General features: G+C 71.2%; 24 protein-coding genes. 9 read left to right on the top strand and 15 right to left on the bottom strand.

Annotation, left to right across the window (positions count from 1 at the left end):
- The 5 genes from ETD83_RS11740 to ETD83_RS11720 all read right to left on the bottom strand — a co-directional run.
- Positions 1–571, bottom strand: a 571-nt coding sequence (locus ETD83_RS11740; RefSeq protein ID WP_138645119.1) for an SAM-dependent methyltransferase, incomplete at its 3' end; no start/stop codon positions are given.
- Between the two features lie 165 nt (positions 572–736).
- The gene (gene fmdA, locus ETD83_RS11735) at positions 737–1,984 is read right to left on the bottom strand and encodes a formamidase (protein ID WP_138645118.1); all 1,248 of its coding nucleotides are present in this window, start codon (positions 1,982–1,984) and stop codon (positions 737–739) included.
- 64 nt (positions 1,985–2,048) lie between these two features.
- Positions 2,049–2,672 carry an AmiS/UreI family transporter gene (locus tag ETD83_RS11730; RefSeq protein ID WP_138645117.1) on the bottom strand — a complete coding sequence of 208 codons (624 nt, stop codon included), beginning with the start codon at positions 2,670–2,672 and terminating at the stop codon, positions 2,049–2,051.
- Positions 2,673–2,681: 9 nt separating this feature from the next.
- Positions 2,682–2,960: a zinc ribbon domain-containing protein gene (locus ETD83_RS11725; RefSeq protein ID WP_138645116.1), complete on the bottom strand. Its 279-nt coding sequence runs from the start codon at positions 2,958–2,960 to the stop codon at positions 2,682–2,684.
- A 397-nt stretch (positions 2,961–3,357) separates the two neighbouring features.
- Positions 3,358–5,235 (bottom strand): CocE/NonD family hydrolase, encoded by a 1,878-nt coding sequence (locus tag ETD83_RS11720; RefSeq protein ID WP_138645115.1) that lies wholly within the window; start codon positions 5,233–5,235, stop codon positions 3,358–3,360.
- A gap of 590 nt (positions 5,236–5,825) precedes the next feature.
- Here ETD83_RS11720 and ETD83_RS11715 point away from each other — a divergent pair.
- Positions 5,826–7,469, top strand: a complete 1,644-nt coding sequence (locus ETD83_RS11715) for a carboxylesterase/lipase family protein (protein WP_138645114.1) — start codon at positions 5,826–5,828, stop codon at positions 7,467–7,469.
- Between the two features lie 47 nt (positions 7,470–7,516).
- Here the strand turns inward: ETD83_RS11715 and ETD83_RS11710 are convergent, their stop codons facing one another.
- Positions 7,517–8,359, bottom strand: coding sequence for an SAM-dependent methyltransferase (locus ETD83_RS11710; RefSeq protein WP_138645113.1), 843 nt, complete (start codon positions 8,357–8,359; stop codon positions 7,517–7,519).
- A 137-nt stretch (positions 8,360–8,496) separates the two neighbouring features.
- Positions 8,497–9,741: a DUF5753 domain-containing protein gene (locus ETD83_RS11705; RefSeq protein ID WP_138645112.1), complete on the bottom strand. Its 1,245-nt coding sequence runs from the start codon at positions 9,739–9,741 to the stop codon at positions 8,497–8,499.
- A 262-nt stretch (positions 9,742–10,003) separates the two neighbouring features.
- Here ETD83_RS11705 and ETD83_RS11700 point away from each other — a divergent pair, with 262 nt between their 5' ends.
- On the top strand, positions 10,004–10,855 hold the full coding sequence (locus ETD83_RS11700; protein WP_138645111.1) for a hypothetical protein: 852 nt from the start codon (positions 10,004–10,006) through the stop codon (positions 10,853–10,855).
- Between the two features lie 10 nt (positions 10,856–10,865).
- Complete coding sequence (locus ETD83_RS11695) at positions 10,866–11,777, top strand: LLM class flavin-dependent oxidoreductase (RefSeq protein ID WP_138645110.1); 912 nt, start codon at positions 10,866–10,868, stop codon at positions 11,775–11,777.
- A gap of 50 nt (positions 11,778–11,827) precedes the next feature.
- On the opposite strand, the gene ETD83_RS11690 is transcribed toward ETD83_RS11695, so the two are convergent.
- The 8 genes from ETD83_RS11690 to ETD83_RS11655 all read right to left on the bottom strand — a co-directional run bounded on the left by ETD83_RS11690 (position 11,828) and on the right by ETD83_RS11655 (position 19,845).
- A complete protein-coding gene (locus tag ETD83_RS11690; RefSeq protein WP_205717599.1) occupies positions 11,828–12,712 on the bottom strand; it encodes an alpha/beta fold hydrolase in 885 nt (294 codons plus the stop codon).
- A gap of 170 nt (positions 12,713–12,882) precedes the next feature.
- The gene (locus ETD83_RS11685; RefSeq protein ID WP_138645108.1) at positions 12,883–13,902 is read right to left on the bottom strand and encodes an NAD(P)H-dependent flavin oxidoreductase; all 1,020 of its coding nucleotides are present in this window, start codon (positions 13,900–13,902) and stop codon (positions 12,883–12,885) included.
- A complete protein-coding gene (locus tag ETD83_RS11680; protein ID WP_138645107.1) occupies positions 13,899–15,560 on the bottom strand; it encodes an AMP-binding protein in 1,662 nt (553 codons plus the stop codon). The genes ETD83_RS11685 and ETD83_RS11680 overlap by 4 nt, the downstream gene beginning before the upstream one ends.
- 3 nt (positions 15,561–15,563) lie before the next feature.
- Positions 15,564–16,355, bottom strand: a complete 792-nt coding sequence (locus ETD83_RS11675; protein WP_138645106.1) for an enoyl-CoA hydratase/isomerase family protein — start codon at positions 16,353–16,355, stop codon at positions 15,564–15,566.
- 2 nt (positions 16,356–16,357) lie between these two features.
- On the bottom strand, positions 16,358–17,545 hold the full coding sequence (locus tag ETD83_RS11670) for a CaiB/BaiF CoA transferase family protein (protein ID WP_138645104.1): 1,188 nt from the start codon (positions 17,543–17,545) through the stop codon (positions 16,358–16,360).
- The gene (locus tag ETD83_RS11665; RefSeq protein ID WP_138645103.1) at positions 17,542–18,288 is read right to left on the bottom strand and encodes an enoyl-CoA hydratase/isomerase family protein; all 747 of its coding nucleotides are present in this window, start codon (positions 18,286–18,288) and stop codon (positions 17,542–17,544) included. Before ETD83_RS11665 ends, ETD83_RS11670 begins: the two co-directional genes overlap by 4 nt.
- The gene (locus tag ETD83_RS11660; protein ID WP_138645102.1) at positions 18,281–19,225 is read right to left on the bottom strand and encodes a hydroxymethylglutaryl-CoA lyase; all 945 of its coding nucleotides are present in this window, start codon (positions 19,223–19,225) and stop codon (positions 18,281–18,283) included. Before ETD83_RS11660 ends, ETD83_RS11665 begins: the two co-directional genes overlap by 8 nt.
- A 128-nt stretch (positions 19,226–19,353) precedes the next feature.
- The gene (locus ETD83_RS11655; RefSeq protein WP_138645101.1) at positions 19,354–19,845 is read right to left on the bottom strand and encodes a MarR family winged helix-turn-helix transcriptional regulator; all 492 of its coding nucleotides are present in this window, start codon (positions 19,843–19,845) and stop codon (positions 19,354–19,356) included.
- A 134-nt stretch (positions 19,846–19,979) separates the two neighbouring features.
- Between ETD83_RS11655 and ETD83_RS11650 the strand changes: the two genes are divergently transcribed.
- Genes ETD83_RS11650 through ETD83_RS11625 form a run of 6 tightly spaced genes read left to right on the top strand, consistent with a single transcriptional unit; the run spans position 19,980 to position 26,750 of the window.
- Positions 19,980–21,428 carry an NAD-dependent succinate-semialdehyde dehydrogenase gene (locus ETD83_RS11650; protein ID WP_138645100.1) on the top strand — a complete coding sequence of 483 codons (1,449 nt, stop codon included), beginning with the start codon at positions 19,980–19,982 and terminating at the stop codon, positions 21,426–21,428.
- 11 nt (positions 21,429–21,439) lie between these two features.
- Positions 21,440–22,759 (top strand): aminotransferase family protein, encoded by a 1,320-nt coding sequence (locus tag ETD83_RS11645; RefSeq protein ID WP_230420838.1) that lies wholly within the window; start codon positions 21,440–21,442, stop codon positions 22,757–22,759.
- Between the two features lie 45 nt (positions 22,760–22,804).
- On the top strand, positions 22,805–23,869 hold the full coding sequence (locus ETD83_RS11640) for a polyamine ABC transporter substrate-binding protein (protein WP_171064151.1): 1,065 nt from the start codon (positions 22,805–22,807) through the stop codon (positions 23,867–23,869).
- A gap of 7 nt (positions 23,870–23,876) precedes the next feature.
- On the top strand, positions 23,877–24,779 hold the full coding sequence (locus ETD83_RS11635) for an ABC transporter permease (protein WP_138645096.1): 903 nt from the start codon (positions 23,877–23,879) through the stop codon (positions 24,777–24,779).
- Positions 24,772–25,596 (top strand): ABC transporter permease, encoded by an 825-nt coding sequence (locus ETD83_RS11630; RefSeq protein ID WP_138645095.1) that lies wholly within the window; start codon positions 24,772–24,774, stop codon positions 25,594–25,596. The genes ETD83_RS11635 and ETD83_RS11630 overlap by 8 nt, the downstream gene beginning before the upstream one ends.
- Positions 25,593–26,750, top strand: a complete 1,158-nt coding sequence (locus ETD83_RS11625; RefSeq protein WP_138645093.1) for an ABC transporter ATP-binding protein — start codon at positions 25,593–25,595, stop codon at positions 26,748–26,750. Before ETD83_RS11630 ends, ETD83_RS11625 begins: the two co-directional genes overlap by 4 nt.
- The last annotated feature ends 19 nt before the right edge of the window (positions 26,751–26,769 follow it).

The raw sequence follows: 26,769 nt of genomic DNA, 5'->3' as shown, positions 1-26,769 counted from the left end.
GGTCGCCGGTGGGGACGGTGAGGGCGACGTGGCTGCCGGGGGCGAGGGGGGCGACGAGCGCGTCCACCAGGGTCTGGGCGTCCTCGACGAACTGGAGCATCGCGATCACGGTGAGGGCGACCGGACGGGTGAGGTCGAGGGTCTCGTGGAGGACGGGATCGCCGAACAGCGCGTCCGGCGAGCGCATGTCGGCCTGGACGTAGGCGGTGCGGCCCTCGGGCGTGCTCGTCAGCAGCGCACGCGCGTGGGCGAGGACGACCGGGTCGTTGTCGACGTAGAGGACGCGCGCGTCGGGCGCCGTCTCCTGGACGACCTCGTGCAGGTTCGGCGAGGCCGGGATGCCGGCGCCGACGTCGAGGAACTGCCGGACGCCGAGGCCCGCGAAGTGGCGGGCCATCCGCCGCATGCAGGCGCGGTTGGCGAGCATCGAGGTGCGCAGCCCCGGCCAGCCCTCCAGCGCCTTCGCGGCGGTCTCGCGGTCGGCGGGGAAGTTCACCGAGCCGCCGACGATGTAGTTGTAGACCCGGGCGGAGTGCGGACGGTCCGTCCGCAGGTCTGGCTCGTCCGGCATGGGTGTTCCGCCCTTCGCTCGCGGCTCTCGTCCAGCGGTGGACTATAGCCCCGGAGCGTGAAGGGGTACCGCGCCGTGGCGGCCCGGTCGCCTTGCGGCGAGTGTGGCCGGGCCGCCACGGCGCTCAGGGCGGCGACCATCGCGGGCCGCCCTGCGTTCGCGGTGTCAGGACGAGACGGCGCACCGGCCGCGGTCGGCGCGGCGCGGGCCATCGGCCGTCGGGCGGATGTCGAAGTCGAAGATCTCGGTCGGCAGGTAGAGCGAGCAGCAGGCGTTCGGGATGTCGACCACGCCGCTGACCCGGCCCTCGATCGGCGCGGCGCCGAGCAGCAGGTACGCCTGCTCGCCGCTGTAGCCGAACGTCTTGAGGTACTCGATGGCGTTCAGGCAGGCGTTGCGGTACGCGATGGTGGCGTCGTTGTAGTAGTTGGTGTTGGTGTCGTGGTCCACCGAGATGCCGATGAACGACACGAACTCCGAGTAGCGCGGCTCGACGTTGCCGGGCATGAAGATCGGGTTGGTCGTCACGCCGTACTTCTCCATGCCGCCCTTGATGAGGTCGACGTGGAAGTCGATGAAGCCGCCCATCTCGATGGCGCCGCAGAAGGTGATCTCCCCGTCACCCTGGCTGAAGTGCAGGTCGCCGCCGGACAGCAGGCCGCCGGCCACGTGCACCGGGTAGAACACGCGCGCGCCGCGGGTGAAGTTCTTGATGTCGTGGTTGCCGCCGTTCTCTCGCGGCGGGACGGTGCGGGCGCCCTCGGCGGCGACCTGGGCCAGCGCGTCCCCGGTGAGCGGGCCGGCGAGCGTCCCGGCCGGGAGGGGCGGCAGCGCGAGCGGCGGCACGCGCGTCGGGTCGGTGTCGATGAGCGCCTGCTCGCGGGCGTTCCACCTGGCCAGCAGGTCCGCGGACGGCGCCGTGCCGAACAGGCCGGGGTGCGTGATCCCGGTGAACCTGACCCCGGGGATGTGCCGCGAGGTGGCCTGCTGGCCGTGGAAGTCCCAGATGGCCTTGTAGGCGTCGGGGTAGTAGTCGGTCAGGAAGCCGCCACCGTTCTGCTTGGCGAAGATGCCCGTGTAGCCCCAGCCCTGCCCGGGCTTCGGGCCGGTCTCCTGCGGGACGGGACCGAGGTCGAGGATGTCGACCACGAGCAGGTCCCCGGGCTCGGCGCCCTCGACGGCGATGGGCCCGCTCAGCATGTGGCAGGGCTGCAGGTCGACGTCGCGCACGTCGTTCGCGGAGTCGTTGTTGCCGATCTGGCCGTCCGTCCACTCCCGGCATTCCACGCGGAACTCCGACCCTGGACGGACGGTCGCCGCCGCGGGGATGTCCGGGTGCCACCGGTTGTGGCCGGGAACGTTCTGGTCGCGCATCGACCGGGCCTGGTCGACGCTGAACACGACTTCTGGCATGAATGCCCTCCCAGAGTTGTTGCGTTGAACTTTGAGGATCTTTTTGCGGATCGGCGGTCGCGGCTCAGGCGGGGCCCGCCGGTTCGGCCGGGGCGGCCGCTCCCGTGCGCCGGGTCAGCGGCCACAGCGCGACGACGATGACGACGGTGCAGACAGCCCAGATCACGGCGTACTTGCCCGCGCTCGAGTAGTTGTCGGTCAGCAGCAGGAACGCGGGCAGCGTCGTCGTGCCCAGCGCGTTGGCGAGGGTCACCCATCCGGTGTAGTCGTTCAGCTCCGCCCGCTTCAGCCCCAGGAGGAGGAAGAACAGGAACCACAGGAAGGACCACGAGAGCCAGATGACCCCGAACGGGTAGTCCTTGACGTCGAAGAAGTTCACCGCCGAGAAGACGATCGCCGAGAAGGACACGAACAGCGAGAACCAGCCGACGCCGGTGGAGTCGATGCCGGCCAGGGTGCCGATGCCGACGTACAGGTAGGTGAAGCCGAACAGGTAGATGCCGGCCGCGAAGCTGATCGCCGCGGTGTCGGTGCCCGCCTGGACCAGCAGGATCGTCGGGAACACGACCTGCATCGCGCCGACGAACAGGTTCATGATCGCGGCGGCGCGCGGCTCGACGCGTCCGAGCAGCATCACCGCGTTGACGAAGAGGACGGCGCCGACGTACAGCAGACCCACGCTTGCCATGAGATCCCCCTAGGGCCGTGGTAGCAGCGCGTGGCGCGGATCGGACGGCGGGGCCGGCCGGCGCTCCGCCCGGGGCGCCGTCACCACCTGCGGCTCGTGCCGGCTGGCCTCCTGGGCGTCCAGCGCCCGCGTGAGCGAGGCGCCCGGACGGGTGAGCGACGGGGCGGTGTACACGCGGCGGGCGTCGCCGTCGCACTTGGCGCAGCGCTCCTCGGGGCGTGCCCGGCCCATCGGCAGCGCGAGGTCGAAGGGGCCGCAGCGCGCGCAGCGGTATTGATAGGTCACCATGACGGGCCTCCCGGCTGCCCAGAATGCTTACTTTCTGAAGAAAGTATTTCTTCCGGAAGCATCCGTCAATGACGTGATGTGGGTCTTCCCGATCCGAGGGCGCCAAACCGGGTCGCGGCGCGGATTCGGCACCGCGGCCGCGGCCCGGGTCACGGAGTGCGGGCCGGAGCCGTCTGATGACGTCCTGTTATGAGATGTCGGCGGCCCTCGCGAGCCGTGTGCGAGCGCCCGCCGCGGCCGGTCCGCGCGAGCGGGGAACGGGCGTCCGGTCCTCGCGGGACGGTGGTCGACGGCGCGGTCGTTCGGGCCCTAAGTACTGTCGATCAAAATATTTCTAAAATGAACGGTGTCCGGGCCCGCCGAGGGTCCGGCGCGCCCGGACACCGTCCGGAAGGGGTCAGCCGACGGGCTTCGGCATGATCGGAAGCGTGATCGAGGACGGGTGCTCGGCGTCGTGGAAGATCGTCTGATCGGCGACCCTCGTCCTGGTGTCGGTGCCGAACGTCTTCCCGGTGTTCGGGTTGCGGTCGAACATCGGGAAGTTGCTGCTGGAGATCTCCAGGCGGATGCGGTGGCCCGCCTTGAACACGTTGCTGGTGGGCCACAGCTTGATCGTGTACTCGTACACCTTCCCGGGACGGATCAGCGACGGGCGCTCCAGGGACACCCGGTACCGGGCCCGCTGGATCCCGTCCCGGATCATCATCGAGCCGCCGTCCGGGTGGACGTCGGTGAGCTTCGCCGTCCAGTCGGTGTCGCGCGCCGAGGACGACGCGTACAGCTTCACCGAGATCGGGCCGGTGACCTCGGTGTCCTTCTCCAGCGGCGGCGTGCTGTAGACGAGGACGTCGCGCCGCTGCTCGATGAGCCGCTGGTCCTGGACGCCGCCGGGCACCGAGCTCTGGAACCGTCCGCCGAAGCTCGGCACCGGGTTCTCCGGGTCGTACCGGTAGCGGTCGGCCGCCTCCTTCGCCGGCCGCCCGGTGCTGAGCGTGCCGCCGCCGGTCAGCGTGTTCGCGTCACCGTTGCTGTGCAGGTAGTACGTGGTGTACGCGGTGCCGGGGATCGGCCAGGCGTCCGCCGTGCGCCACTTGTTCGCGCCCATCACGAAGATCTTCACGGCGGGGTCCTTGTCCACGCCGTTGCGCTCGCCCTTCAGCCAGTGGTCGAACCAGCGGAGCTGGACCTCCTCGATCGAGACGACGGCGTCCGGCCCGAAGTCCATCGCGCCCGCCCTGCGGCCCGAGCTTCCGTGGCCCCACGGGCCGATGAGCATCTTCGCGCCCTCCCGGGCCGCCGGGGACCCGCCCTTGGCGCGCATCCCCGCGAAGTTCTCGACCGTCCCGTTGAGGAAGATGTCGTACCAGCCTCCGTAGTTCAGCGCCGGGACCGTGACCTGCGGGTACCGGTCGCGGATGCTCCACCGCTTCCAGTAGGCGTCGTTGCTGGGGTGCTTGACCCAGTCGTAGTAGTAGGGCGCGACGCGCTCGTCCTCGGGGTACAACGGCGGGAACTTGTTCAGCGGCAGGGACCAGTACCACTTCCGGAACAGGTCCCGGGACGCCTGGCTCATCTCAGCGCTCAGCTTCGCCCCGTCGGGCAGGCGGTCGACCGCGCTGTTGGCCAGCGAGAACAGCGGCCAGTCCTGGGTGAACGACTGGTACATCGCGCCGCCCTCGTACGTCCACCCGTCGTAGGCGTCGGACGAGGTGAACGCCGGGACGATGGTGACCAGGTGCGGCGGACGGAGCGTCGCCGGAAGCCACTGCGTCAGCCCCGGATAGGAGAAGCCGTACATGCCGACCTTGCCGTTCGAGTGCGGCAGCCGCGCCGCCCACTCGATGGTGTCGTAGCCGTCGGTGGCCTCGTCGCGGTAGGGGTAGAAGGTGCCGTCCGACTTGTACTGCCCGCGGACGTCCTGCGCGACGACCATGTAGCACGCGGCCGCGTAGAAGTCGGGGTCGGCGTAGAAGATGTTCTCCGCGCGCTCCTTGTTGTAGGGCAGCCGTATCAGGATGACCGGGGAGCTCTCCTTCCCCTTCGGGGTGAACACGTTGGAGCGCAGGACCGTGCCGTCCCGCATGGTGGTGGGGACGTCCTTCTGGACGGTGAACTCGCACTTCTCGCCCGCCGCCGCCGTGCCGCCGGCCGCGCTGGCGCCGGGGGCGGCCGCCGCGCCGGCCAGCACCACGACCGCCGCCCCGAGGGACAGCTTCCGGCCCGGGCCCGCTCCGGCCGCTCCGCCGACACGTCTGATACGCCGTCTTGATCTCATCCCCGCATCCCTTCGGTCGATCACTCGACGTCGTCGGGCGGAGCATCACATGATCACGTGACCTGGTCAGGAGGGCGGGACGGCGGCTGCGGCGAACAGCCGGCCAGGCGCGTCGAGCATCGGGGGCGGCTGCGGCGAGCGGTCGGGAACGCACGATGAACCGTGCGATTTGCGTGGATTGTCCTGATCTGCCGGATGAGCGGCGGCCGGAAGCGGAGATTCGACCCCGAACGACCGCCCGTCGCAGAGATCCGACCGCTCATCGATCCACGACGCCGGTCGCCGCTCGCAGGTGGCCGCTGGCCGAACACGGCGGCACCGGACTCTATCCGGTTTCAAAACACCAATTTAATCTTCGATCCATCTGCGATCATGATGCGCGCGCATCTCATCCGGCGGAAGTAAAGGCGCTTCTGCCCTCGTCGGCCCCAGAGACAGATCCGTACCCCGCTCGTCACGCCACCCTTCCGGACAGGAGAGCGTCCGGCACATTGCCGTTTTCCCGGTGGCGTGGCCGACTTCCCGCGACCATGGCGCCCCCATTCCCTTGACGGCGCCGCCCATTCCCCCGCGCGAGAGAGAAGGTCGGCATGGAGCCGAAGAAACTCCGATGGTTCGCGATTCTCGCGGCCGCGGCGGCGGCGATGATGTTCACCGCCCCGCCGTCCGCGGCCCGCACCTCCCCCGCGTCCTCGACACTGTCCAAAACGGCCGAGGCGGCCGAATGCGCGCCGGGCACCACCGTCGACACCGACAAGGGACCCGTGTGCGGGACGGTCTCCAACGGCGTCGCGTCCTGGCTCGGAATCCGGTACGCCGCCGCGCCGGTCGGCGACCTGCGCTGGGCGCCGCCCGCGCCCGCACCCGCCTGGACCTCGACGTTCCCGGCCACCGAGCGGGGCACCAACTGCCCGCAGGCGGACGGTCTCGGCGCCGGGTCGACCAACGAGGACTGCCTGAACCTGAACGTCAGGGCTCCGGAGAACGCCGGTTCCAAGCGGCTGCCGGTCATGGTCCAGATCCACGGCGGCGGATTCAGGTTCGGCACCCCCGCCGACGGAAGCCATCTCGTCCGGTCCGGGAACGTCATCTCCGTGGAGCTGCATTACCGGCTGGGCATCTTCGGATTCATGGCGCACAAGGACCTCGGCCGCAACTCGGGCAACTACGCGTTCCAGGACCAGCAGGCCGCGCTTCGCTGGGTGCAGCGGAACATCACCAAATTCGGCGGCGATCCGGGCAACGTGACCATTTTCGGGGCGTCCGCCGGCGGGTCGAGCGTCTGCGCCAACGCCGTTTCCCCCACCGCGAAGGGACTCTTCCACAAGGGAATCGCGCAAAGCGGCGAATACAACTCGCTGCTCGGCACCACCAACACGTCATGGCAGCCGCAGGACTGCAAGTCCGAACTGCCCACCGCGGACGAGGCGCACCGGATCAATGAGCGGTTCGCGGCCGCCGTCGGCTGCGGCGACGCCGCCGACACCGCCGCCTGCCTGCGCCAGGTGCCGGTGAAGACGCTGCTCGACAAGTCCGGCAACGGGATGGGCCCCGACCAGGGCACGATCGCGCCGGTCGTCGACGGCAAGACCCTCACCATGTCGATGGCGAAGGCGTTCGCCACCGGCCGCGTCAACGACGTCACGCTCATGCACGGCGTGGACCGCGACGAGACCCAGCTGGCCTCCGCCAACACGCCCGCCGACTACCAGCGGATGGTGCGGGAGCAGTACGGCCGCTACGCCCCCCAGGTGTTCGCCCGGTACCCGCTCGACCGGTTCCCCGACCCCTCGGCGTTCATCGCCTACCGGACGCTCGTCGCCGACTCCAACTCGGTCTGCCCGTCCCTGCTCAACCACCGGCGGATGTCACGCCACATGACCGTGTACGCCTACCAGTCCGACAACGCGGACGCCCCGCCCGCGAGCTTCCTCGACCAGACCAAGCCGAACGGCGCGTTCCACGTCCTGCTGAACCAGTTCCTGTCGCCCAGACCGGGCGCGCAGCTGACCCCGAACCAGCAGGCGTTCGGCGCGCAGATCACCGCCCAGTGGACGGGCTTCGCCCGCACCGGCAGCCCCACCGTGAAGGGCGCGCCGCTGTGGCCGAAGTTCACCACCCGCAACCCGGACGTCATGTCCCTGGCCCCGGCCGGCGACAGTGAGCTGACCCGCGAGATCGCGCGTCAGCACCACTGCGACTTCTGGGACAAGCTCACCCCCTACAACCGCTGACCTTCGACCCGGGTCGGGTGCCGGCGTCCTGCCGGCACCCGATCCGCTCATGCGGTCTTCCTGGCCACTCCGCCCCAGGCGTCCACGACCGCCGAAGGGGCGAACGGATTGTGTTCGGGACGCCACCGGTGAATCTGCACGACGCCCGGATCGACCGGTTCCAGGCCGTCGAGGAAACGGGTGATCTGCTCGGGGCTGCGCAGGTGGTAGGGGACGGATCCGCCCTCGTTGTAAAGGCGGATGGCCTCCACGTAGGCGAGGTCGGTATCGGTGCCGTCGTAGACCGCCAGGAAACTTTCCGGCGGCAGTTCGGCCGTGAGCCTGCCGATGATCGAACGGGCGAGCCCGTCGTCCTCGGTGATCGGGACGTGCCCCATGACGCCCATCAGCATCAGGGCGATCGGACGGTCGAAGTCGAGTTTCGTGCGGGCGACGTCGAGAATGGCCTCCGGCTCGTTCACATCGGCGTCGATGTAGTCGGTGCCCTCCACGTGGTTGCTCCTCAGCAGGACCCGTGCATGGGCGAGGACCAGCGGGTCGTTGTCGACGTAGACGATCCGGGACTCGGGGGCCACCCGCTGCGCGACCTCGTGGGTGTTGTCGTGGCTCGGCAGCCCGGTGCCGATGTCGAGGAACTGCCGGATCCCCTCGTCGCCGGCCAGGTGGCGGACGACCCTGGAGATGAAGTACCGGGAGACGCGGGCCATGTCCTTGATGGCCGGATAGATCGCGGCGAACTGCTCGCCGGCCTCCTGGTCGATGGGATAGTTGTCCTTTCCGCCCATCCAGTAGTTCCAGATGCGGGCGGAGTGCGGCACGGACGCGTCGATCCCCGCCAGCAGATCCTTTTCGGCCTCGCGCCAGGAGAACGAGTCATCGCCGGAACTCATCGCAGCCTCCATCGATGCGGCCCGCCGCCTTCACCGGGGGAAGCGGGGAAGCGGGGGCCTCACGGGAATCCATTCCGCGGCCAGGAAATCAAGGGTGCGCCGGGGTGGCAACCCGCTGGACCGCCACTTTCCACAGGTCACTTCTCGGAGCAAAGGCGGCGCAGCATGTCACGGGTCTCGCCGGGAGTTGCGGCCTCGATGCTGAGCCGGTCGAGTACCTGGCCGAAATGCAGCATGTCCGCGGGTCCGGTGGGGTAATCGGCGCCGCCGAGACGTTCGAGATAGATCACATCGGGCAGCCGTTCCTCGGCGAAGCGAAGCGCGGTGATCGGCCCGCCCGCCGCGGCGTACCCGCCTTTGCTCAGCGGCATCACCTGTATTCCGACATTCGGCAGGCAGGAGACCTTCAGCAGGTACTCCAGCTGAGCGCGCATCGTGGCGGGACCGCCGTATTCGCGGCTCAGCATCGCCTCGTCCAGGATGGCCCACAAACGCGGCGGGTTGGGGCCCAGCAGCCTCTTCTGCCGCAGCATTCGCAATTCGACACGGCGCTTGATCTGCGCCTCGGGAGCCGTGCCGTGTTCCAGGCGGATGACCGCCTCGGCATATTCCGGCGTTTGCAGCAGGCCGGGAACGAATTGGATCTCATACGCCTGGATCAGCCGTGCCGCCCGCTCCAGGTCCAGGTAGAGCTCCGCCCACCCGGGCACCACGTCCCGGTACCGGTGCCACCAGCCCGCCGTCTTGAACCGCCGCGCCAGGGCGTGCAGCCCGGCGTGCTCCTCCATCACCTGGCCATGCCCCTGCGGCCCGCCAGGCGAGCGGCTTCCGGGGCGGCGGGGCTCCGGCCGGACATCCCGGACGCCCGGCAGCGGGACGCGCCACGGCGCCCCTGACGCCGCCGCCTCACGCGGCTCCCCGCGCACCGCCGCGCCATCCCGGATTTCGCCGGTCGCGGGGCGTTCTCCGGTCGCGGAAAGCTCGCCGGTCGCGGGGAGTTCGCCGGTGGAGGACGGCTCCTCCCGTGGACGTCCGTGGAACCGGCGCCACGCCTCCTCGTACCTGGCCTTCCACTCGTCCAGCGTGCCCAGACCGTCCGGGGCGACCCCGTTCTGGGACGCGATCACCCGCAGGACGGTCACCAGGGACGCCACCCACGGCCATTTGGGCAGCGTCTTTCCTTTCCGCGACAGGATCCGCTGGAGCGTGGACCGCTTGAGCTCCTCCACCCGCAGCGTGCGTCCCTGCACCGGAGTGGCGAACTTCCGCGACAGCGCCTCCACCTCCGCGTAGCTCGGCGGCCCGGCCTTGATCCAGATGTCGTTGAGGCCCGCGAGGAAACGCGCGAGAACGACCGCCGGGTCATCACTGGACGATTCCATGATCCATTTCCGCTCGGCGCCGATCGGTGAGCCACGACGGAATCATGATCCGTCTTCCGTCCATCGTCCTGGATAACGGTACACATTGACCACTTGCGGCAGGATCGGGAATTCCGGCCTATCGTCACCCCGCAAACACGGACAAAGAGGGCAATTGCGATAAACATCAGAATTTTGAGCCGCATCCCAACTCATCCCACCCACACGCGCGTAACCGCGCCCCACCGCCACAGTGGTGCCCGCACTTCGAGCGAAGGAGAAAATGACCATGCTGCGGGACGCCGCTCCGCCACTGCCGCTGCCGATGCGCCCCCCGGGCGATCACGGACGACCAGGGGAACCCCGCTGGTCGTCCACCGACACGACGGTGCTGGCGATGTCGTTGTTCACCACCTGGGCCGCCCGCACCGGACGCGTCCTGCGCAATGCCCCGATCAGCGAGCTGACGCCCGCCGAACTGATCGAATTCTGGGCCGACGATCAATTGGAGGATATGCGGCCCGGTCCTTTCTCCGCCTTCCGCGCGCGCACGACGCTGATCGCCGTCGACGTCGTCGGCTTCGGGCGGCGCTGCCGGGACACCGCGTCCCAGCGGCGCGTCCGGCGCGAGATGTACGAGCGGCTCGGCGAGGCGTTCGCCGTCGCGGGGCTGCCGTGGCGGGACTGGCCCCGCGAGGACCGCGGCGACGGGGCCTTGATCGTCGCGCCCGCCGGCGTCGATCCCGTCCACTGCCTCGACCGGCTGGCGCACCACCTGGCGGTCATCCTGCGCCGCCACAACCGGTTCGCGGGCGACGCCGCCCTGCTGCGGCTGCGCATGGCCGTCCACCACGGCTACGTGGAACGCGACGCCTACGGCGTCTTCAGTCCCGCCACCATGCACCTGTTCCGGCTCCTTGAGGCGCGCTCATTCAAGGACGCGCTCCAGGCCGCCGGCACGGACCTCGGAGTGATCACGTCCGACACGTTGTACACCGAGGCCGTGCTGCGCGGCGGCGGCCCCGCCACCCTCTCCGGCTACCGGCCGCTCCAGGTGAGCTGCAAGGAGGTCCGCCGCGCCAAGTCCTGGCTCTGGCTGCCATCCGGCCTGGTCACGGGCCTGGAAGATCGTTAGAATCGGCGGGATGCGCTTCGCGATCTCGATTCCGCAGGACCTCCCCGACGGTGAGTTCGACCCGGCCGCCTTCCGCGCTTTCCTGCGGCGCGCCGAAGCGCTCGGCTTCGACGGCGCCTGGACGCAGGAGCAGGTCCTGGGGTCGGCGGCCCGGTCGAGCCCCCTCGAAACGATGACCTACGCCGCCGCGTGCACCGAGCGGATCCGGCTCGGCTGCGCGGTGTTCGTCAGCACCCTGCACAATCCCCTCCACCTGGCCAAGAGCCTCAGCACGCTGGACCAGCTCAGCCGGGGCCGCGTGGACGTCGGCGTCGGGGTCGGCAACGCCGGTCCGGCGCTCGCGGCGTTCGCCGTCGACCCGGACAGCCGCGTCGCCCGGTTCACCGAGGGGGTGGAGCTGATGAAGGCGTGCTGGACGCGTCCCAGCATCACCTTCGACGGGCGCTTCTGGCGGCTCGACGGAGCCGCGATGGAGCCCAAGCCGTTCCAGAAGCCCCATCCCCCGCTCTGGTTCGGCGCCCGGCATCCGAACGCGCTGCGGCGCGCCGTCCGGCATGGCGACGGCTTCTTCGGCGCGGGGTCCGCCACGACCGCGCAGTTCGCCGACCAGGTGCGGACCGTCCGGGAGGCGCTCGCGGAGCAGGGGCGCGACGCGGCGGGCTTCCAGATCGCCAAGCGCATCTACATCGGGGTGGACGACGACACGGCCCGCGCGCGGGAGCGGACGGCCGCCACCCTGCGGCGGTTCTACGCGCGGGACGACCTGCTCTCCGTCGCCGTCTTCGGCTCCGCCGACGAATGCGTGCGCGGGGTCCGCGAGGTGATGGACGCGGGCGCCGAGATGGTCCTGTTCACCCCGCTGTTCGACGACGCCGAGCAGATGGAGCGGCTCGCCGCCGAGGTCATGCCCCGGCTGCTCTGAACGGCGCGGCCGGGGAACCCGTGACGGGTTCCCCGGCCGCTCATTCGGCGTTACCGCGAATGCTTGCGCAGGAACCTGCGCAGGGTGGGGTTGTAGACGTCCGGCCGCTCCCAGTGCGGCGCGTGCCCGCACTCGTCGGCGACGAACGTCTCCACGTTACGGAAATGGCTCGCCATGACCCGCTGCACGGACGGCGGGCTGTAGAGGTCGCCGTCCCCCCACAGCAGCAGGGTGGGCACCCTCAGCCGCTCCACGTCGGCCCAGGTGGGGCTGGTGGCGTAGGGCTGCCCGACGTCGCTGGTCGAGGCCCGGTCGTGGATCTCCTCCCAGGCGTGCATCCCCTCCGGGTTGAGCGCCCGGTAGGACGGCCCCAACTCGATGAAGGACGCCGGCATGTCGTTGAAGCCGGTGGGCCGGAGCCGCCGCAGCATGGCGACGTAGTCCGGGTTCGTCACGCTGGTCAGGCTGCCGCTGATGGAGAGGCTGAGCAGCCTCGCCTCACGGGTCAGCGCGTAGTCGAGCGCCACTCCTCCGCCGTAGGCCACACCGACCAGGTGGAACCGGTCGATGCCAAGGAACTGGACGAGCGAGTGCAGGTCGTCCGCGCCGGTTCCGGGGTTGGCCGGGTCCGGTGCGCTCGACCCGAACTTGCCGCGCATGGAGAAGCCGATGACGCGGTATCCGGCCTTGGCGAAGTAGGGCTGCTGGTAGGGCCAGATCTCCCCGCTGCCGCTGCCGGGGTGCATCAGGATGATCGGTGTCCCGCGGCCTCCGGTGTCCCAGTACCAGAGGCGCCCGCCGGGGACGGGTGCGTACCCCTCGCGGGCCGGGACCTGCTCGGGAACGGGGATGATCGTGAGTGGGGGCTGGTCCGGCCCGCCCGCGGCGGCGGCCGCCCCGCCGCCGGCGAACACCGCGCCACTGGCGGCCAGCACCGTGGCACCTCCCAGCAGTCCTCTGCGCCCGATTCTCGGAGCGGACGTTACCCGCTCGGCTCTGTCGTCGTTGCTCGTCACTCAAGACCTCCCAGATCTTGATATCGGCTGACTTTCCCCCGAGCTCGTGGGTGGCGGGAACTGGCGGGCGGGAGCTGGGTGACGGGGAGCTACCAGGCGGGGAGCGGCGCCGCGGCGGGCCGGACGGGACGGTCGCCGGCGGGACGCACCTCGGGGAGCCGGCCGAGCGTGGCGGCGTACTCCTCGACGAGCAGCCGGACGATCCGCGCGGCGGGCAGGACGGCGTCCACCAGACCGGCCGACTGGCCCATCTCGACCTTGCCGCCCGCGACGTCGCCGTCGACGGCCGCGTGCCTCAGGCTGGACGCGGTGAACGCGGCCCGGCGCCGTTCCAGGTCCGTGCCGGCGTTCTCCATCTCCGCCATGCGGTCGGCGAAGTCGTTGGCGAGGACGCGGATCATGCCGAGGCCGCGCCCGACGGTGCGGGTGTCGCCGGTCCCGGCGGCGAGGACGGCCTCCTTGTAGGCGGGGTGGACGTTCGACTCGGCGCTGGCGATGAACCTCGTGCCGAACTGCGCGGCGCCCGCGCCCAGGGACAGCGCCGCGGCCAGCCCGGCCCCGTCGGCGAACCCGCCCGAGGCGACGATCGGCGCCGCCGGGAACCGCCGGGCCACCGCCCTGACCGTGACCAGCGTGGACACGAGCCCGGCGGGCGGGTGCCCGCCGGCCTCGGCGCCGACGACGATGAGGCCGTCCACGCCCGCGTCGATCGCCTTGGCCGCGTGCTCCTCGGTGGCGACGACGTGCAGGCAGATCGTCCCGAGGTCCTGGAAGCGCCGCAGGTAGCGTCGCGGGCCGCCCTGGGACGCGATCAGGATCGGGATCCGCCTGGCCGCGAGCAGGTCCATGACCTCGTCCGCGCCCTTGCGGTACAGCGGCAGGTTCACCGCGTAGGGGCGGTCGGTGCCCGCCGCGACCTCGGCGACGGCCCGGTCGAGGTCGGGCAGCCGCATCGGGCCCGCGCCGATCACCCCGAGCCCGCCCGCGTTCGACACCGCGAGCGGCAGCGCCGAGTTCGACGAGGCCCACGACATCCCCGCCTGGACGATCGGCAGGTCGCAGCCCAGCAGCCGCGTCACGGCCGTCTCTATGCGCGCGCCGCCGGTCATCCCGTCTCCACCGAGTCGAGAAGCCGCCGCGCGTGCTCGGCGAGATGCCGCTTCTGCACCTTGGAACTGGCCGTCATCCCGAACTCCTCGAAGCCCGTGACCACCCGGACGTGGTGCGGCACCTTGAAGCGGGCGAGCCGCTCGCGCGTCCAGGCGATGATCTCCTCCGGCTCGGCCGTGCAGCCCTCCGCGAGGACGACGAACGCGAACGGCACCTCCATGAGGCGCTCGTCGGGGACGCCGACCACCGCCGCCTGCTTGATCTTGGGGTGGCCGTGCAGGACGTCCTCGACCTCGGTCGGCGCGACGTTCTCGCCGCCGACGCGGATCAGCTCCTTGGCCCGCCCGACGAACTCGAGGCGGCCGTCGGCGCCGAGCCTGCCGAGGTCGCCGGTGCGCAGCCAGCCGTCCGGCGACAGCGCCTCCGCGGTCTCCTCGGGCATGGCGTAGTAGCCGCGCATCACGTTCCAGCCCCGGACGAAGATCTCCCCGACGTCCCCGGCCGGGAGGTCGCGCCCGGTCCCGGGGTCGTGGACGCGGACCTCGACGCCGGGCTCGGGCAGCATCCGGCCGCCCGCGCGGACGTCCTCGGGCTCCCACCACGCCGACTGCGCCACGTTCGGCGACGCCTCCGACAGGCCGTAGCCGACAACGCACTCGGACGCGCCGAGCTCGTCGATGATCCGCCGGACGACGGCGGGCGACGCGGCGGCCCACGCGCCCCGCAGGCTGAGGCGCCGCCTGGACCGGTCCGGATGGTTCAGCAGCATCAGGGCGATCGTGTCGTTGCCGGAGAAGTGGGTGCAGCGCTCCTCCTCGATCAGCCGCAGCGCCTCCCCGGCCTCGAACCGGTCCATGGTCACCACCGTGGCGGCGTGCTGGACGCAGGCCAGGACCGTCAAGGTGCTGCCGGCGGCGTGGAAGAAGGGCCGGACGCTGTGGAACCGGTCGCCCGCGCGCAGCCCGAGCCGCTCGCCGGAGAAGAACGCGTCACCGCACATGTTGAGCTGGGTCAGCAGCACGCCCTTCGGGTGGGACGTCGTCCCGGACGTGTACTGGATCAGCAGCACGTCGTCAGGCGTCCCGCACGGCTCGACCGGGCCCGTCGCACCCGCCTTGAAGTCGTCCCAGGATCGCGCGGCGGCGGGGAGGTCCGAGCCGAGGACGACCACGGACCGCAGGTCGGGCAGGGCGGCGTCCGGCAGCTCGGCGTCGACGGCGGGGCAGATCTCCCGCAGCATGGCGATGAAGTCGATTTTCAGGAACCGGTCGGCGACGAACAGCGTCGAGGACCGCGACTGCCGCAGCGCGTAGGCGATCTCCGGCGGGCGCCACCGGGTGTTGATCGGGACGGTCACCGCGCCCAGCGACCCGATGGCCAGGAAGAGCGCGACCCATTCCGGGCCGTTGCCCAGGCAGACGGCCACATGGTCGCCGCGCCGGACGCCCGCCGCCGACAGCGCGGCGCGGACGGCGGCGACCTCGGCGTCCAGCGCGCCGTAGGTGATGCGGCCGTGCGAGGCGACGACCGCCTCGACGTCCGGCCCGATGGCCGCCGCCCGGCGCAGCGCGTCGTGGACGGTCAGCGGGCACACCCCGTCCAGCACGCCGTACGAGCCCGTCGAGCCCGTCGATCCGGCCGATCCCGTCGGTCCCATCGGTCAGCTCCCCTCCTGCGCCGCCGCCCGGCTCCGGCTCTCGCGCATGGCGGTGGCGAAGTCCTCGACGCCGCCGCGCCAGCCGCCGTCCGCGAGGCAGCGCTCGATCGCCGCCATCTCGATCCGGATCCCCTTGGGCAGGTCGGTCTCCGAGCCGAGGTCGATCGCCTGCTTGGTCAGCGACATCGCCAGCCGGGGCGCGCTCGCGATCGTCGCGCCGATCTCCTCGCCGGTGGCCAGCAGCGCGGCGGCCGGGACCGTCCGAGCCACCAGGCCCACGGCCGCGGCCTCGTCGACCGCCATCGTCCGGGCCGTGAACAGCAGTTCCTTGGCGCGGCGCTTGCCGATGACGCGCTGCAGCCGCTGTGTGGCACCGACCGTGCCCCAATGCGGCTCGGGGAAACGGAACGTGGTGTCGTCGGCGGCGACGACGAAGTCGCACGACATGGCGATCTCGCCGCCCGAGCCGACGACCGCGCCGTGCACCAGCGCGACCACGGGCTTCGAGCACCGCTCGATGGCCTCGTACGCGGCGAACGAGGCGAGGCGGCGGCGCCGCACCCACGCCTCGTCGCGCCCCTCGCGCTCCTTGAGGTCGGCCCCGGCGCAGAACGCGGGCCCGTCCGCCCGCAGCAGGACGGCCCCGACGCCGTCGTCGGCGTCCAGGCGCGCGAACGCCTCGCTCAGCCCGTGGCACATGGGGAGGTTCAGCGCGTTGCGCGCCTCCGGCCTGTTGAGCACGACGTGCGCGACACCGTCGGCCTCGTGCACCAGCACCGGATCTTCGTCGCTCACCGCTAGATGGTCCCTTCTTCGCGTAGCCGGGCCAGCTCGGCCTCGTCCAGTCCGAGCAGCCCGGACAGCACGGCGTCGGTGTCGGCTCCGAGCAGCGGCGGGACGCCCGGCTCGGGGTATTCGGTCTCGTCGAGGCGCAGCGGCGTCCGCAGGGCGGAGAACCGGCCCTCGGTGGGGTGGTCGAACTGGCCGACCATGCGCCGGGCGTCGATGTGCGGGTCGCTGAGCGCCTCGCGCGCGGACTTCACCTCGCCCGCGGGGACGTCGACCGCCCGCAGCGCCTCCGCCAGCTGGTCCCGGGGCCAGCCGGCGACGGCGGCGGCGAGTTCGGCCTTCACCCGCTCCCGCTGCGCGAGCCGGCCCTCGTTCGAGGCGAGCGCCGGGTCGGCGGCCAACTCGTGCAGGCCGAGCACCCCGCACAGGGGGGCCCAGTGCTGGTCGCTGCCGCTGATGTGCAGCCAGCCGCCGTCCGCGCACCGGAACGCCTCGGACGGGACGCGGCCCGGATGCGCCGTGCCGGTGCGTCCGGGGTCGTCGTCGAGCGCGAAGATCCGGGCGGCGGCGAGGGCCAGCAGGCTCGCCTGGACGTCCATCATCGCCAGGTCGACGTGCCCGCCCCGCCCGCTGTTGCGCCGCTCCATGAGCCCGGTCAGGGCGGAGATGACGATCCACAGCCCGGACGTCATGTCGGAGACGGGGATGCCGACCTTGGCGGGCGGCGTGTCCGGGTGGCCGGTCAGCGACATGATCCCGGACAGCGCCTGGAAGACGGTGTCGTACCCCTTCCGGTCGGCGTACGGCCCGGACTGCCCGAAACCGGTGCTGGAGATGTAGATCAGGCCCGGGTTGAGCGCCTCCAGCGCCTCGTAGCCGAGCCCGTGCTTGTCCATCGTGCCGGGCATGAAGTTCTCCACCAGCACGTCGGCGCGGGCGGCCAGGCCGCGGGCGATCTCCTGCCCGCGCGGGGTCCGCAGGTTGAGCGTGACCGACCGCTTGCCCCGGTTGAAGGCGAAGAAGTAGGCGCTCTCGCCGCCCGGCAGCCGCGGCTCGAAGCTCCGGGACTCGTCGCCGCCGCCCGGCCGCTCGATCTTGATCACCTCGGCGCCGAGGTCGGCGAGGATCTGGGTGGCGAGCGGCCCGGCGAGGACCCGGCTGAAGTCCACCACGGTGACGCCCTCCAGGGGCCTCATGAGCCCGCCCCCCGGAACCCGCGCATGATCGTGTTGACGTCGCCGCCGGTTCGCATGGCCTCCGCGAACGGGAGGTCGGCGACGCGGTAGAACAGGTCCTTCGCGGCGGCCATGGCGAGAGGGCTCACCTCGGCCCAGCCGGCCGCGATCTCCAGGCCGGCCTTCTCGGCGTCCGCGGGGGCGGCGACCCGGTTGGCAAGGCCGAGCTCGGCCAGCTCCCGAGCGTCCAGGACGCGTCCGGTGCTGATCAGCTCGAAGGCGAGCTTGCGGCCGAGGTTGCGCTGCAGCCCGGTCATCACGATCGCGGGGACGATCGAGTGCCGCACCTCCGGGTAGCCGAACTTCGCGTCCGTGGCCGCGACCATCATGTCGCAGCCGATCGCGAGCCCCGCCCCGCCGCCCATGGCCGGGCCGCGCACCACCGAGACGATCGGCTTGGTGAGCTGCTGCAGCATCATCTGGGCGCGGGTGGTCAGCTCGGCGCGGCGGATGACGGCGTGCTGGTCGGCGGGCGTCAGATCGGCGAACTCCCCCAGGTCGGCGCCGGAGCAGAAGCCCCGTCCCGCGCCGGTGAGGACGACGGCGCGGACCGCGTCGTCGGCGTCGGCGGCGCGCAGCGCGTCGTACAGGGCCCGGGTCAGCTCCGTGTTGAGCGCGTTGAGCTTGGCCGGACGGTTCAGCCGCAGCACCCGGACCGCGCCGTGATCCTCGACGATCAGCACCTCGGACTCGGACTCAGGCATTCCGTATCACCTCTCCGCCGATCAGGCCGAACCCGGCCCGGGCCACCATGCTGTGCAGGGGGCGTCCGAGCGCCCGCTCGCACCGCTCCGACGCCGCCATGACCTTGCCGAGGTCGAGCCCGGTCGCGACGCCCTCGGACTCCAGCAGGTTCACCAGGTCCTCGGTGCAGACGTTGCCGGTCATGCCGCCGCCGTACTCGATCTGGGCGGGATGCCCGCCGACGCCGCCGAGCGAGCTGTCGAAGTCGCGGCAGCCGGCCTCCAGCGCCGCGACGCAGTTCGCGAGCCCGCTGCCGCGGGTGTTGTGGAAATGGGCGACGACCCGCGGCGCGGACCCGCCCGCCGGGATCCGGCGGAACATGTCCCTGACGGCGGACGGCGTCGCCAGGCCGGTGGTGTCGCCGAGGGTGATCATGTCGACGCCGAGATCGGCGAACCGGGCCGCGTCGGCCGCGACCACGCCGGGGTCGACCGCGCCCTCGAAGGGGCAGCCGAACGCCACGGAGATCACGCCGACGAGCCGGAACCGCCCGGCGGCGAGCCGCACCATTTCGGTCACCCGCTCCCACTGGCGTTCCCGCGTGGTGCGCATGTTGCGTTCCGTGTGCGACTCGGTGGCCGACACGAGCAGGCTCAGCTCGGTGGCGCCGTGCCCGGCGTCGAGATCGGCGATGGCGCGTTCCACCGCCCGGGGATTCGGACAGGTAGCCTTGTACGCCACGCCGGCGGGACGGGGCAGCCCCGCGAGCACCTCGCTCGCGTCGCGGAAGGCCGGAACGCGCTCGGGGTGGCTGTAGCTGGTCGCTTCGATCCGCGCGAAACCCGCGTCGGCGAAGGAGCCGATCAGGTCGAGCTTCACATCCGTCGGGACGTGGGCCGTCTCGTGCTGGAGCCCGTCGCGGGCGAAGCACTCGCAGATCGTGGCGCGGTCGGCCATGCGCGTCCGCCTCCTAGGGGAGCGTCGATGTCGTCAGGGCGAACAGGTCGTCACAGCAGGAATATAACCTACTGTTGACAACATCAACACCCGGACTCGACCGCGGCCCCACGGCGGCGGGGACCGGATCAGCGCTCCGAGCGCTCCAGGGCCTTGGCCAGCGTGGCGAGCTTGCGCAGCGCCGAGTCGAGAACTTCCTGCTCAAGAGGGGTCAGGCAGACGAGGAAGGCGTTGTTGCGCTCGTTGGCGGCGGCGATGAGCCCCTGGTAGAGGGACTGTCCGCTGCGGGTCAGGGTGAGCTGGGTCGTGCGGCCCGGCCCCGGCTCCCGCTCGACCAGGCCGGCCGCCGCGAGCTTGGTCGCGACCCGGCTCATCTGGGCCTTGTCCAGTCCGGCCAGCCGGGCCAGCCGGTTGACGGTCAGCGGCTCGTCCGCCCCGAGGAGCGCGATGGTCCGCCACTCCTGCAGGCTGACGTCGAATTCCCGCCGGTAGCGGAGTGCGGCGCTGCGGGAGAGCGCGTTCGCCACCCGGTGCAGCCGGTACGACAGCAACTCCCTGATGGGGATGAGTTCGGAGTCCTCGGCGGCGGGGTCCGCTGAGCGGGACGGTAGGGCGTTCATGCCCCCACTGTAAGACCGCGCGGAACCGGGCACGTTCCCTCTGGTCAGGTGTTGACAAATACAACACCCAAGGACGAGACTGACGCGAAATCGATTACGGTCGGCGTAACCGAAGGCACAGGGAGGTCCGCAACATGTCCGCAGACCCGTCAGCCACACTGCTCATCAACGGGGTGTGGCAATCGGGAGCCGCGACCTTCGACGTGACGGATCCCGCGACGCTCACCGTCGTCGCCCAGGCCGCCGACGCCGGGCCGCAGGAGGCGCTCGCCGCCCTCGCCGCCGCCGACGCGGCCGCCGAGACGTGGCGCCGGACGACCGCCGAGGAGCGGTCGGCCGCGCTGCGCGCCGGAGCGGGCCGGATCCGCACCCAGGCCGACGCCCTCGCGGCCCTGATGACCAGCGAGAACGGCAAGCCGCTCGGGGAGGCCCGGGGCGAGGTCCTGGGCTCGGCCCGGATGCTCGAATGGGCCGCCGAGGAGGCGCGCCGGACCAACGGCCGGGTGGCGCCGGACGCCGCCGGCGGCCCCGGGATGGTGCTGCGGTCCCCGGTCGGCCCGGCCCTGGCGATCACGCCCTGGAACTTCCCCGCGAGCATGCTCGTCCGCAAGGTCGGCCTCGCGCTCGCCGCCGGCTGCCCCGTGATCGTCAAGCCCGCGGAGCAGACCCCGCTGGTCGGCACCGAGCTGGTCCGGCTGATCGCCGAGGCCGGGGCGCTGCCCGCCGGGGTCCTCCAGTCGCTCACCACGACCCGCCCGGCGGAGGTGGCGGGCGCGCTGCTGGCCGACCGCCGGCTGCGCAAGGTCAGCTTCACCGGCTCCACCGAGGTCGGGCTGAGCCTGCTCGCCTCCACCCGCGACCACCTGCGCCGGACGTCCCTGGAGATGGGCGGCCACTCCCCCGCCATCGTCTTCGACGACGCCGACCTGCCCGCCGCCGCGGCGTCCGCCGCTGCCGCCAAGTTCGCCAACGCCGGGCAGAGCTGCATCGCGATCAACCGGCTGTTCGTGCACCGGTCGGTGCACGACGAGTTCCTGGCCCTCCTCCTGGAGAAGGTGGCGGCGCTGCGGCTCGGGCACGGCGCCGCCGAGGGCACCACCACCGGCCCGCTGATCGACTTCGCCGGCCTGGACAAGGTCGAGCGGCACGTCGTGGACGCGGTGAAGCGGGGCGCCGAGGTGGCCGCCGGCGGGCGCCGCTGGGTACCGGGCGACCCCGCGCTCACCGGCGCCTTCTACGAGCCGACCGTCCTGACGGGCGCGGACGACACCATGCTGATCAGCACGGAGGAGACGTTCGGCCCCGTCCTGCCCCTCTACGCCTTCGACGATGACGACGAGGCGATCGAGCGGGCCAACGCCACCGACTACGGCCTCGCCGCCTACGTGTTCGGTTCCGGGCTGGCCCGAGTGTGGCGGGCCGTCGACCGGCTGAGCTTCGGGGTGGTGGCGGTGAACGAGGCGTTCCCCGTCCGGCCCGAGCTGCCGTTCGGCGGCATGAAGAACAGCGGTCTGGAGCGCGAGGGCGGCAGCGAGGGCATCGATGCCTACCTGGAGTCCAAGTCCGTGGCGATCAAACTCTGAGGGCGACACCAATGGCGATCGAACAGCAGGCGACCACGACGATGACCGGGCGGGAGGACGACCGCGCCCGGCGGCTCGCCGACCTGGACGCCAGGACGATCATCCACCCGCACAGCGTCATCGGGGCACCGGCCGAGCCGCTGGTCCTCGACCGCGGTGAGGGCGCCGTGGTCTGGGACGTCCAGGGCAAGCCCTACATCGACGGCACCTGCGGCCTGTGGCAGTGCCCGGTCGGCCACGGCCGCCCGGAGCTCGCGGAGGCGGCCGCCGAGCAGATGGCGAAGCTGGAGTTCTACTCGTCCTTCGGGGACTACTCCAACGAGCCGTCCATCCGGCTGGCCGAACGCCTGCTGGAGCTGGCGCCCCCGAACATGCGCAGGGTCTTCTTCACCAACGGCGGGTCGGAGGGCAACGAGACCGCGATCAAGCTGGCGCGGCTCGCCCACCACCACGCCGGGCGGCCCGAGCGCTTCGTGATCCTCGCGCGCACCGGCGGTTACCACGGGATGGGCGGCGGCTCGCTCGCCGCCACCGGCATCGACCGGCTGCGCGCGGGCTACGGCCCGCTGATGCCGGGGATCGAGTTCCTCGCCAAGCCGCACGCCATGCGCGGCGCGGACGTCACCGACGCGCTGGTCGCCGAGCTGGAGGAGCGGATCGAGCGCGTCGGCGCCGACAGGATCGCCGCGTTCGTCGGCGAGCCGGTGCTCGGCGTCGGCGGCATGGTGCCGCCCCCGGCCGACTACTGGCCGCGGGTGCAGGAGGTGCTGCGCCGCCACGACATCCTGCTGATCCTGGACGAGGTCGTCACGGCGTTCGGCCGGATCGGGCACTGGTTCGGCTGCGAGCGCTACGGCATCGAACCGGACATCATCGTCACCGCTAAGGGCCTGTCCAGCGGGTATATCCCCATGGGCGCGGTCCTCGCGGGCGAACGCGTGCTGGACCTGGCCGACGGCGCCTCGTTCCTGCACGGGTTCACCTACAACGGCCACCCGGTCGGCGCCGCGGTGGCCCTGGCCAACATAGGGATCCTGGAGCGCGAAGGGCTGCTGGGACGGGCCGACCGGCTCGGCCGCAGGCTGCTCGACGCGCTGAAGCCGCTCGAACGGCTGGACCACGTCCTGGAGGTGCGCGGCGTCGGGATGATGCTCGGCGTCGAACTGGACCCGGCCGCGAACGCGGCCGGGGTACAGGCCGCCGCGCGCGCCGACGGCGTGATCGTCCGGGCGTCCGGCGACACCATCGTCCTCTCACCGCCACTGGTGATCGACGAACAACAGCTGGACACGCTCGCCCGTGTCCTGACCAAGCACGTCGCGGCGGCCTGACGGGGCAGGACACGCGAGGCCCGTACACGACCTGCGGAGGAAATCGTGCGGCTCAACATAAGCAAGACCGGCAGGACGGCCAGATTCGCGGCCGCCGGCCTGGCCGTGACCCTGGCGGCCACGGCCTGCAGCATCGGCAACGCGAGCGATGACAAAGGCAACACGCTGACGTTCGTCTCGACGGGCGCGCCGTTCCAGGACTACCAGGCGGAGGCGTGGCAGAAGCCGTTCACCGCCGAGACCGGGGTGAAGTTCCGCAACGACGGCCCGGTCGACGAGGCCAAGATGAAGACGATGGTCGAGGCCAAGAAGGTGACCTGGGACGTCGTCGACACCAGCGCCGCCGCGACCGCGCAGTACTGCGGCAAGTACCTGGAGAAGCTCGACTTCTCGATCATCGACAAGAGCAAGTTCCCGCCGGGGACGGTCAACGACTGCGGCGTGCCCGCGTTCTTCTACAGCACGATCTTCATGTACAGCACGGAGAAGTTCGGCTCCAACCCGCCGACCAGCATCGCCGACTTCTTCGACGTGAAGAAGTACCCCGGCAAGCGGGTCGTCCCGCCGGAGATCTCGGTCGGCCTCCTCGAGGCCGCGCTGCTGGGCGACGGCGTCCCGCAGGACAAGCTCTACCCGCTGGACCTGGACCGGGCCTTCAAGAAGCTCGACCAGATCAAGTCGGTCACCACGTTCGCGAAGACCTACGGGCAGATGCAGCAGATGATGGTCGACAAGCAGATCGACATGGGTCTGATGCTCAACGCCCGCGCCTACCAGGCGCTGAAGGCCGGTGCCCCGTTCAAGCCCGTCTGGGACAAGACGATCGTGAACTGGGACGACCTGGTGATCCCCAAGGGCTCCAAGAACAAGGAGAACGCGATGAAGTTCATCGCGTCCGCGTCCGGGGACGAGCAGTCCGCCAAGATGGCGCAGCTGGCGTCGGTGCTGCCGATCAAGGAGAGCATCCAGCCGAAGTTCGACCAGTACCAGCAGCAGCTCAACGCGTACGCGCCGGAGCGCAAGAACAGCATCGTGCGGTCCGACTCCGTCTGGTGGGGCCAGAACTTCGACCGGGTCACCGAACGCTACACCGCGTGGCTCTCCGGGTGATCCGCCGATGAGCGCCCCGACCACCTCGGCGCCGCCGCCGGCGGCGGTCACCAACGGGGCCGGCCTCGCCGGCCGGCCCCGGCGGCGGGCGGCGGGCTGGTTCATCCTGCCCGCCACCGCGCTGCTGCTGGTGTTCTTCTGCTACCCGCTCGGCAACATCATCTGGCGCAGCTTCACCGACCCGTCCGCCGGGCTGGGCAACTACACCAAGCTGCTGGACGACGGCGTCTCCGTCACCGTGCTGACCCGGACGCTCGTCACCGCGCTGATCGTGGGCGCCTGCACCCTCGTCATCGCCTACCCGTACGCGTACGCGATGACCAGGGTCACCCCGCGCACCCGGAACCTGATGACGGTGGTGGTCCTGCTGCCGTTCTGGACGTCGATGATGGCCCGCAACTTCGCCTGGTACATGCTGGAGCAGCGCGGCGGCCTGATCGACGACGCGTTCTCCGCGATCGGCATCGGCGGCGTCGTCCTGCTCGGCTCGGTCGCCGGGGTGGCGGTGGCGATGGTGCAGGTCATGCTGCCGTTCGCGGTGCTCCCGCTGTACAGCGGGATGGAGGGCATCGACAAGCGGCTGCTGGACGCGGCGACCAGCCTCGGCGCGCCGCGCTGGCGGGCGTTCGCCCGGGTGTACCTGCCGCTGTCGCTGCCGGCCGTGCTGTCGGGGTTCACGCTCGTGTTCATCCTGACGCTCGGGTTCTACGTCACCCCGGCGCTGCTGGGCTCGCCGCAGCAGTCGCTCGTCCCGCAGCTGATCGCGACGCGGGTGACCGACCTGCTCGACTTCGGCGGCGCGGGCGCGCTGGGCACGGTGCTGCTGGCGATCACGCTGCTGGCGCTGTTCGTGGTGTCGAGGTTCGCCAACCTCTCGTCCACGACCGAGAAGGCGGTGACCAATGAGTGAGAGCGCACTGAAGCCCGGCGTGCGGGCCGGGCGGGACGGCGGTCTCGGCTGGGGCCTGAAGATCGTCGTCGGCCTGATCGGGCTGCTGCTGATCGCGCCGACCGCGGTGGTCATCCCGATGAGCTTCTCCTCCGGGACCACGTTCCAGTTCCCGCCGGAGGGCTGGTCGCTGCGCTGGTACGAGTCGTTCTTCACCTCCGAGCGGTGGATGCGCTCGCTGCTGACGTCGGTGCAGATCGGGCTGCTCGTCGCGGTGACGGCGACCGTCCTCGGCGTCGCGGTGGCGTTCGGCCTGAACCGGGCGGGCTTCCGCGGGCGCGGCGCGATCCGCTCGCTGATGCTGGCGCCGCTGATCGTGCCGAGCATCGTGGTCGCGGTCGCGATCTACGGCGTGTTCCTGAAGTGGCAGCTCAACGGCACCGCCCTCGGGTACGTCGTCGCGCACACCGTGATGGCGCTGCCGTTCGTGGTGACGGTCATGTCGACCAGCCTGGCCGGCTACGACCGGACGCTCGACACCGCCGCCGCGACGCTCGGCGCCACCGCCTGGACGACGTTCTTCCGGATCACCGTGCCGCTCGTCGCACCGGGCGTGCTGTCGGGGTTCGTGTTCGCGTTCGTCATGTCGCTGGACGAGGTCGTCATCGCGCTGTTCCTGCAGACGCCCGACATCCAGACGCTGCCCGTCCAGATGTACAACTCGATCACGCTGGAGATCGACCCCACCATCGCCGCGGCGTCCAGCCTGATGGTGGTGGCGACCAGCATCGTCCTGCTGATGCCGCAGTTCGTTCGCCGCAAGCGGAGCACATCATGAGCCAATCCGACAACAGCAGCAGCCCCGGGATCCGGATCGCGGGCGTCTCGAAGGTCTACTCGGGCACGTCCCGGCCGGCCGTGGACGACGTCTCCCTCGACATCGCGGACGGCGAGTTCATCACCCTGCTGGGCCCGTCGGGGTCGGGCAAGACGACGATGCTGTCGATGCTCGCCGGGTTCGTCTCGGTGTCCGGCGGGAAGATCGAGATCGACGGGCGGGACGTGTCCCGGCAGAAGCCCCACAAGCGGAACCTCGGCGTGGTGTTCCAGCAGTACGCGCTGTTCCCGCACATGACCGTCACGAAGAACATCGCGTTCCCGCTCCAGCAGCGGAGGATGTCGAAGGCGCAGATCGCCGCCAAGGTGGGCGAGGCGCTGAAGCTCGTCCACCTGGAGGAGTACGCGGACCGGCTGCCGAGCCAGCTGTCCGGCGGGCAGCAGCAGCGCGTCGCGCTCGCCCGCGCCGTCGTGTACCACCCGCGCGCCCTGCTGATGGACGAGCCGCTCGGCGCCCTGGACCGCAAGCTCCGCGACGAGCTGCAGCGCGAGATCGCCAGGATGCACCGGGAGCTGGGCATGACGTTCATCTTCGTCACCCACGACCAGCACGAGGCGCTCACCCTGTCCGACCGCATCGCGGTGTTCAACGAGGGCCGGGTGGAGCAGGTCGGCACCCCGTCCGAGCTGTACGAGCGGCCGGAGACGCTGTTCGTCGCGCAGTTCCTGGGCGAGTCGACGTGTTTCCGCGGCACCGTCGACGTTTCCGCGGGGGTGCTGCGGTGCGGCGGCTTCACGCCGCGGGCCCCGCGGCTGGACGCCCGGCTCGACGGCAGCGACGGGGTCGCCGTCATCCGTCCCGAGCGGCTCGAACTGCACACCGACGCGGCCGCCGTGCCGGCCGGGCACAACCAGGTGCGCGGCACCGTCACCGAGATCGTCTACGTCGGCAACCACCACCAGGTGGGGCTGCGGTTCCCGGACGGCACGAGCGGCTCGGCCATGCGCCTCGCCGGCCGGTCCCTCCCGGCGGTGCCGGGCGAGGAGGTCACGGTGAGCTGGGACCCGGAGCACCAGTCGATCGTGGCCGACCCCGCCGACGAGCCGACCTCGGGCCGCGCCGCCGAGCCCCTGGGCGCCCCCGCCGGTACCTGACCCCGACCACGAGGAGCTG

Origin of the sequence: Actinomadura soli (assembly GCF_005889715.1) — a bacterium.
Classification (GTDB): domain Bacteria; phylum Actinomycetota; class Actinomycetes; order Streptosporangiales; family Streptosporangiaceae; genus Spirillospora; species Spirillospora soli.
The sequence above is the reverse complement of the archived record's forward strand: the minus strand, read 5'-3'. Positions and strand labels throughout refer to the sequence as shown.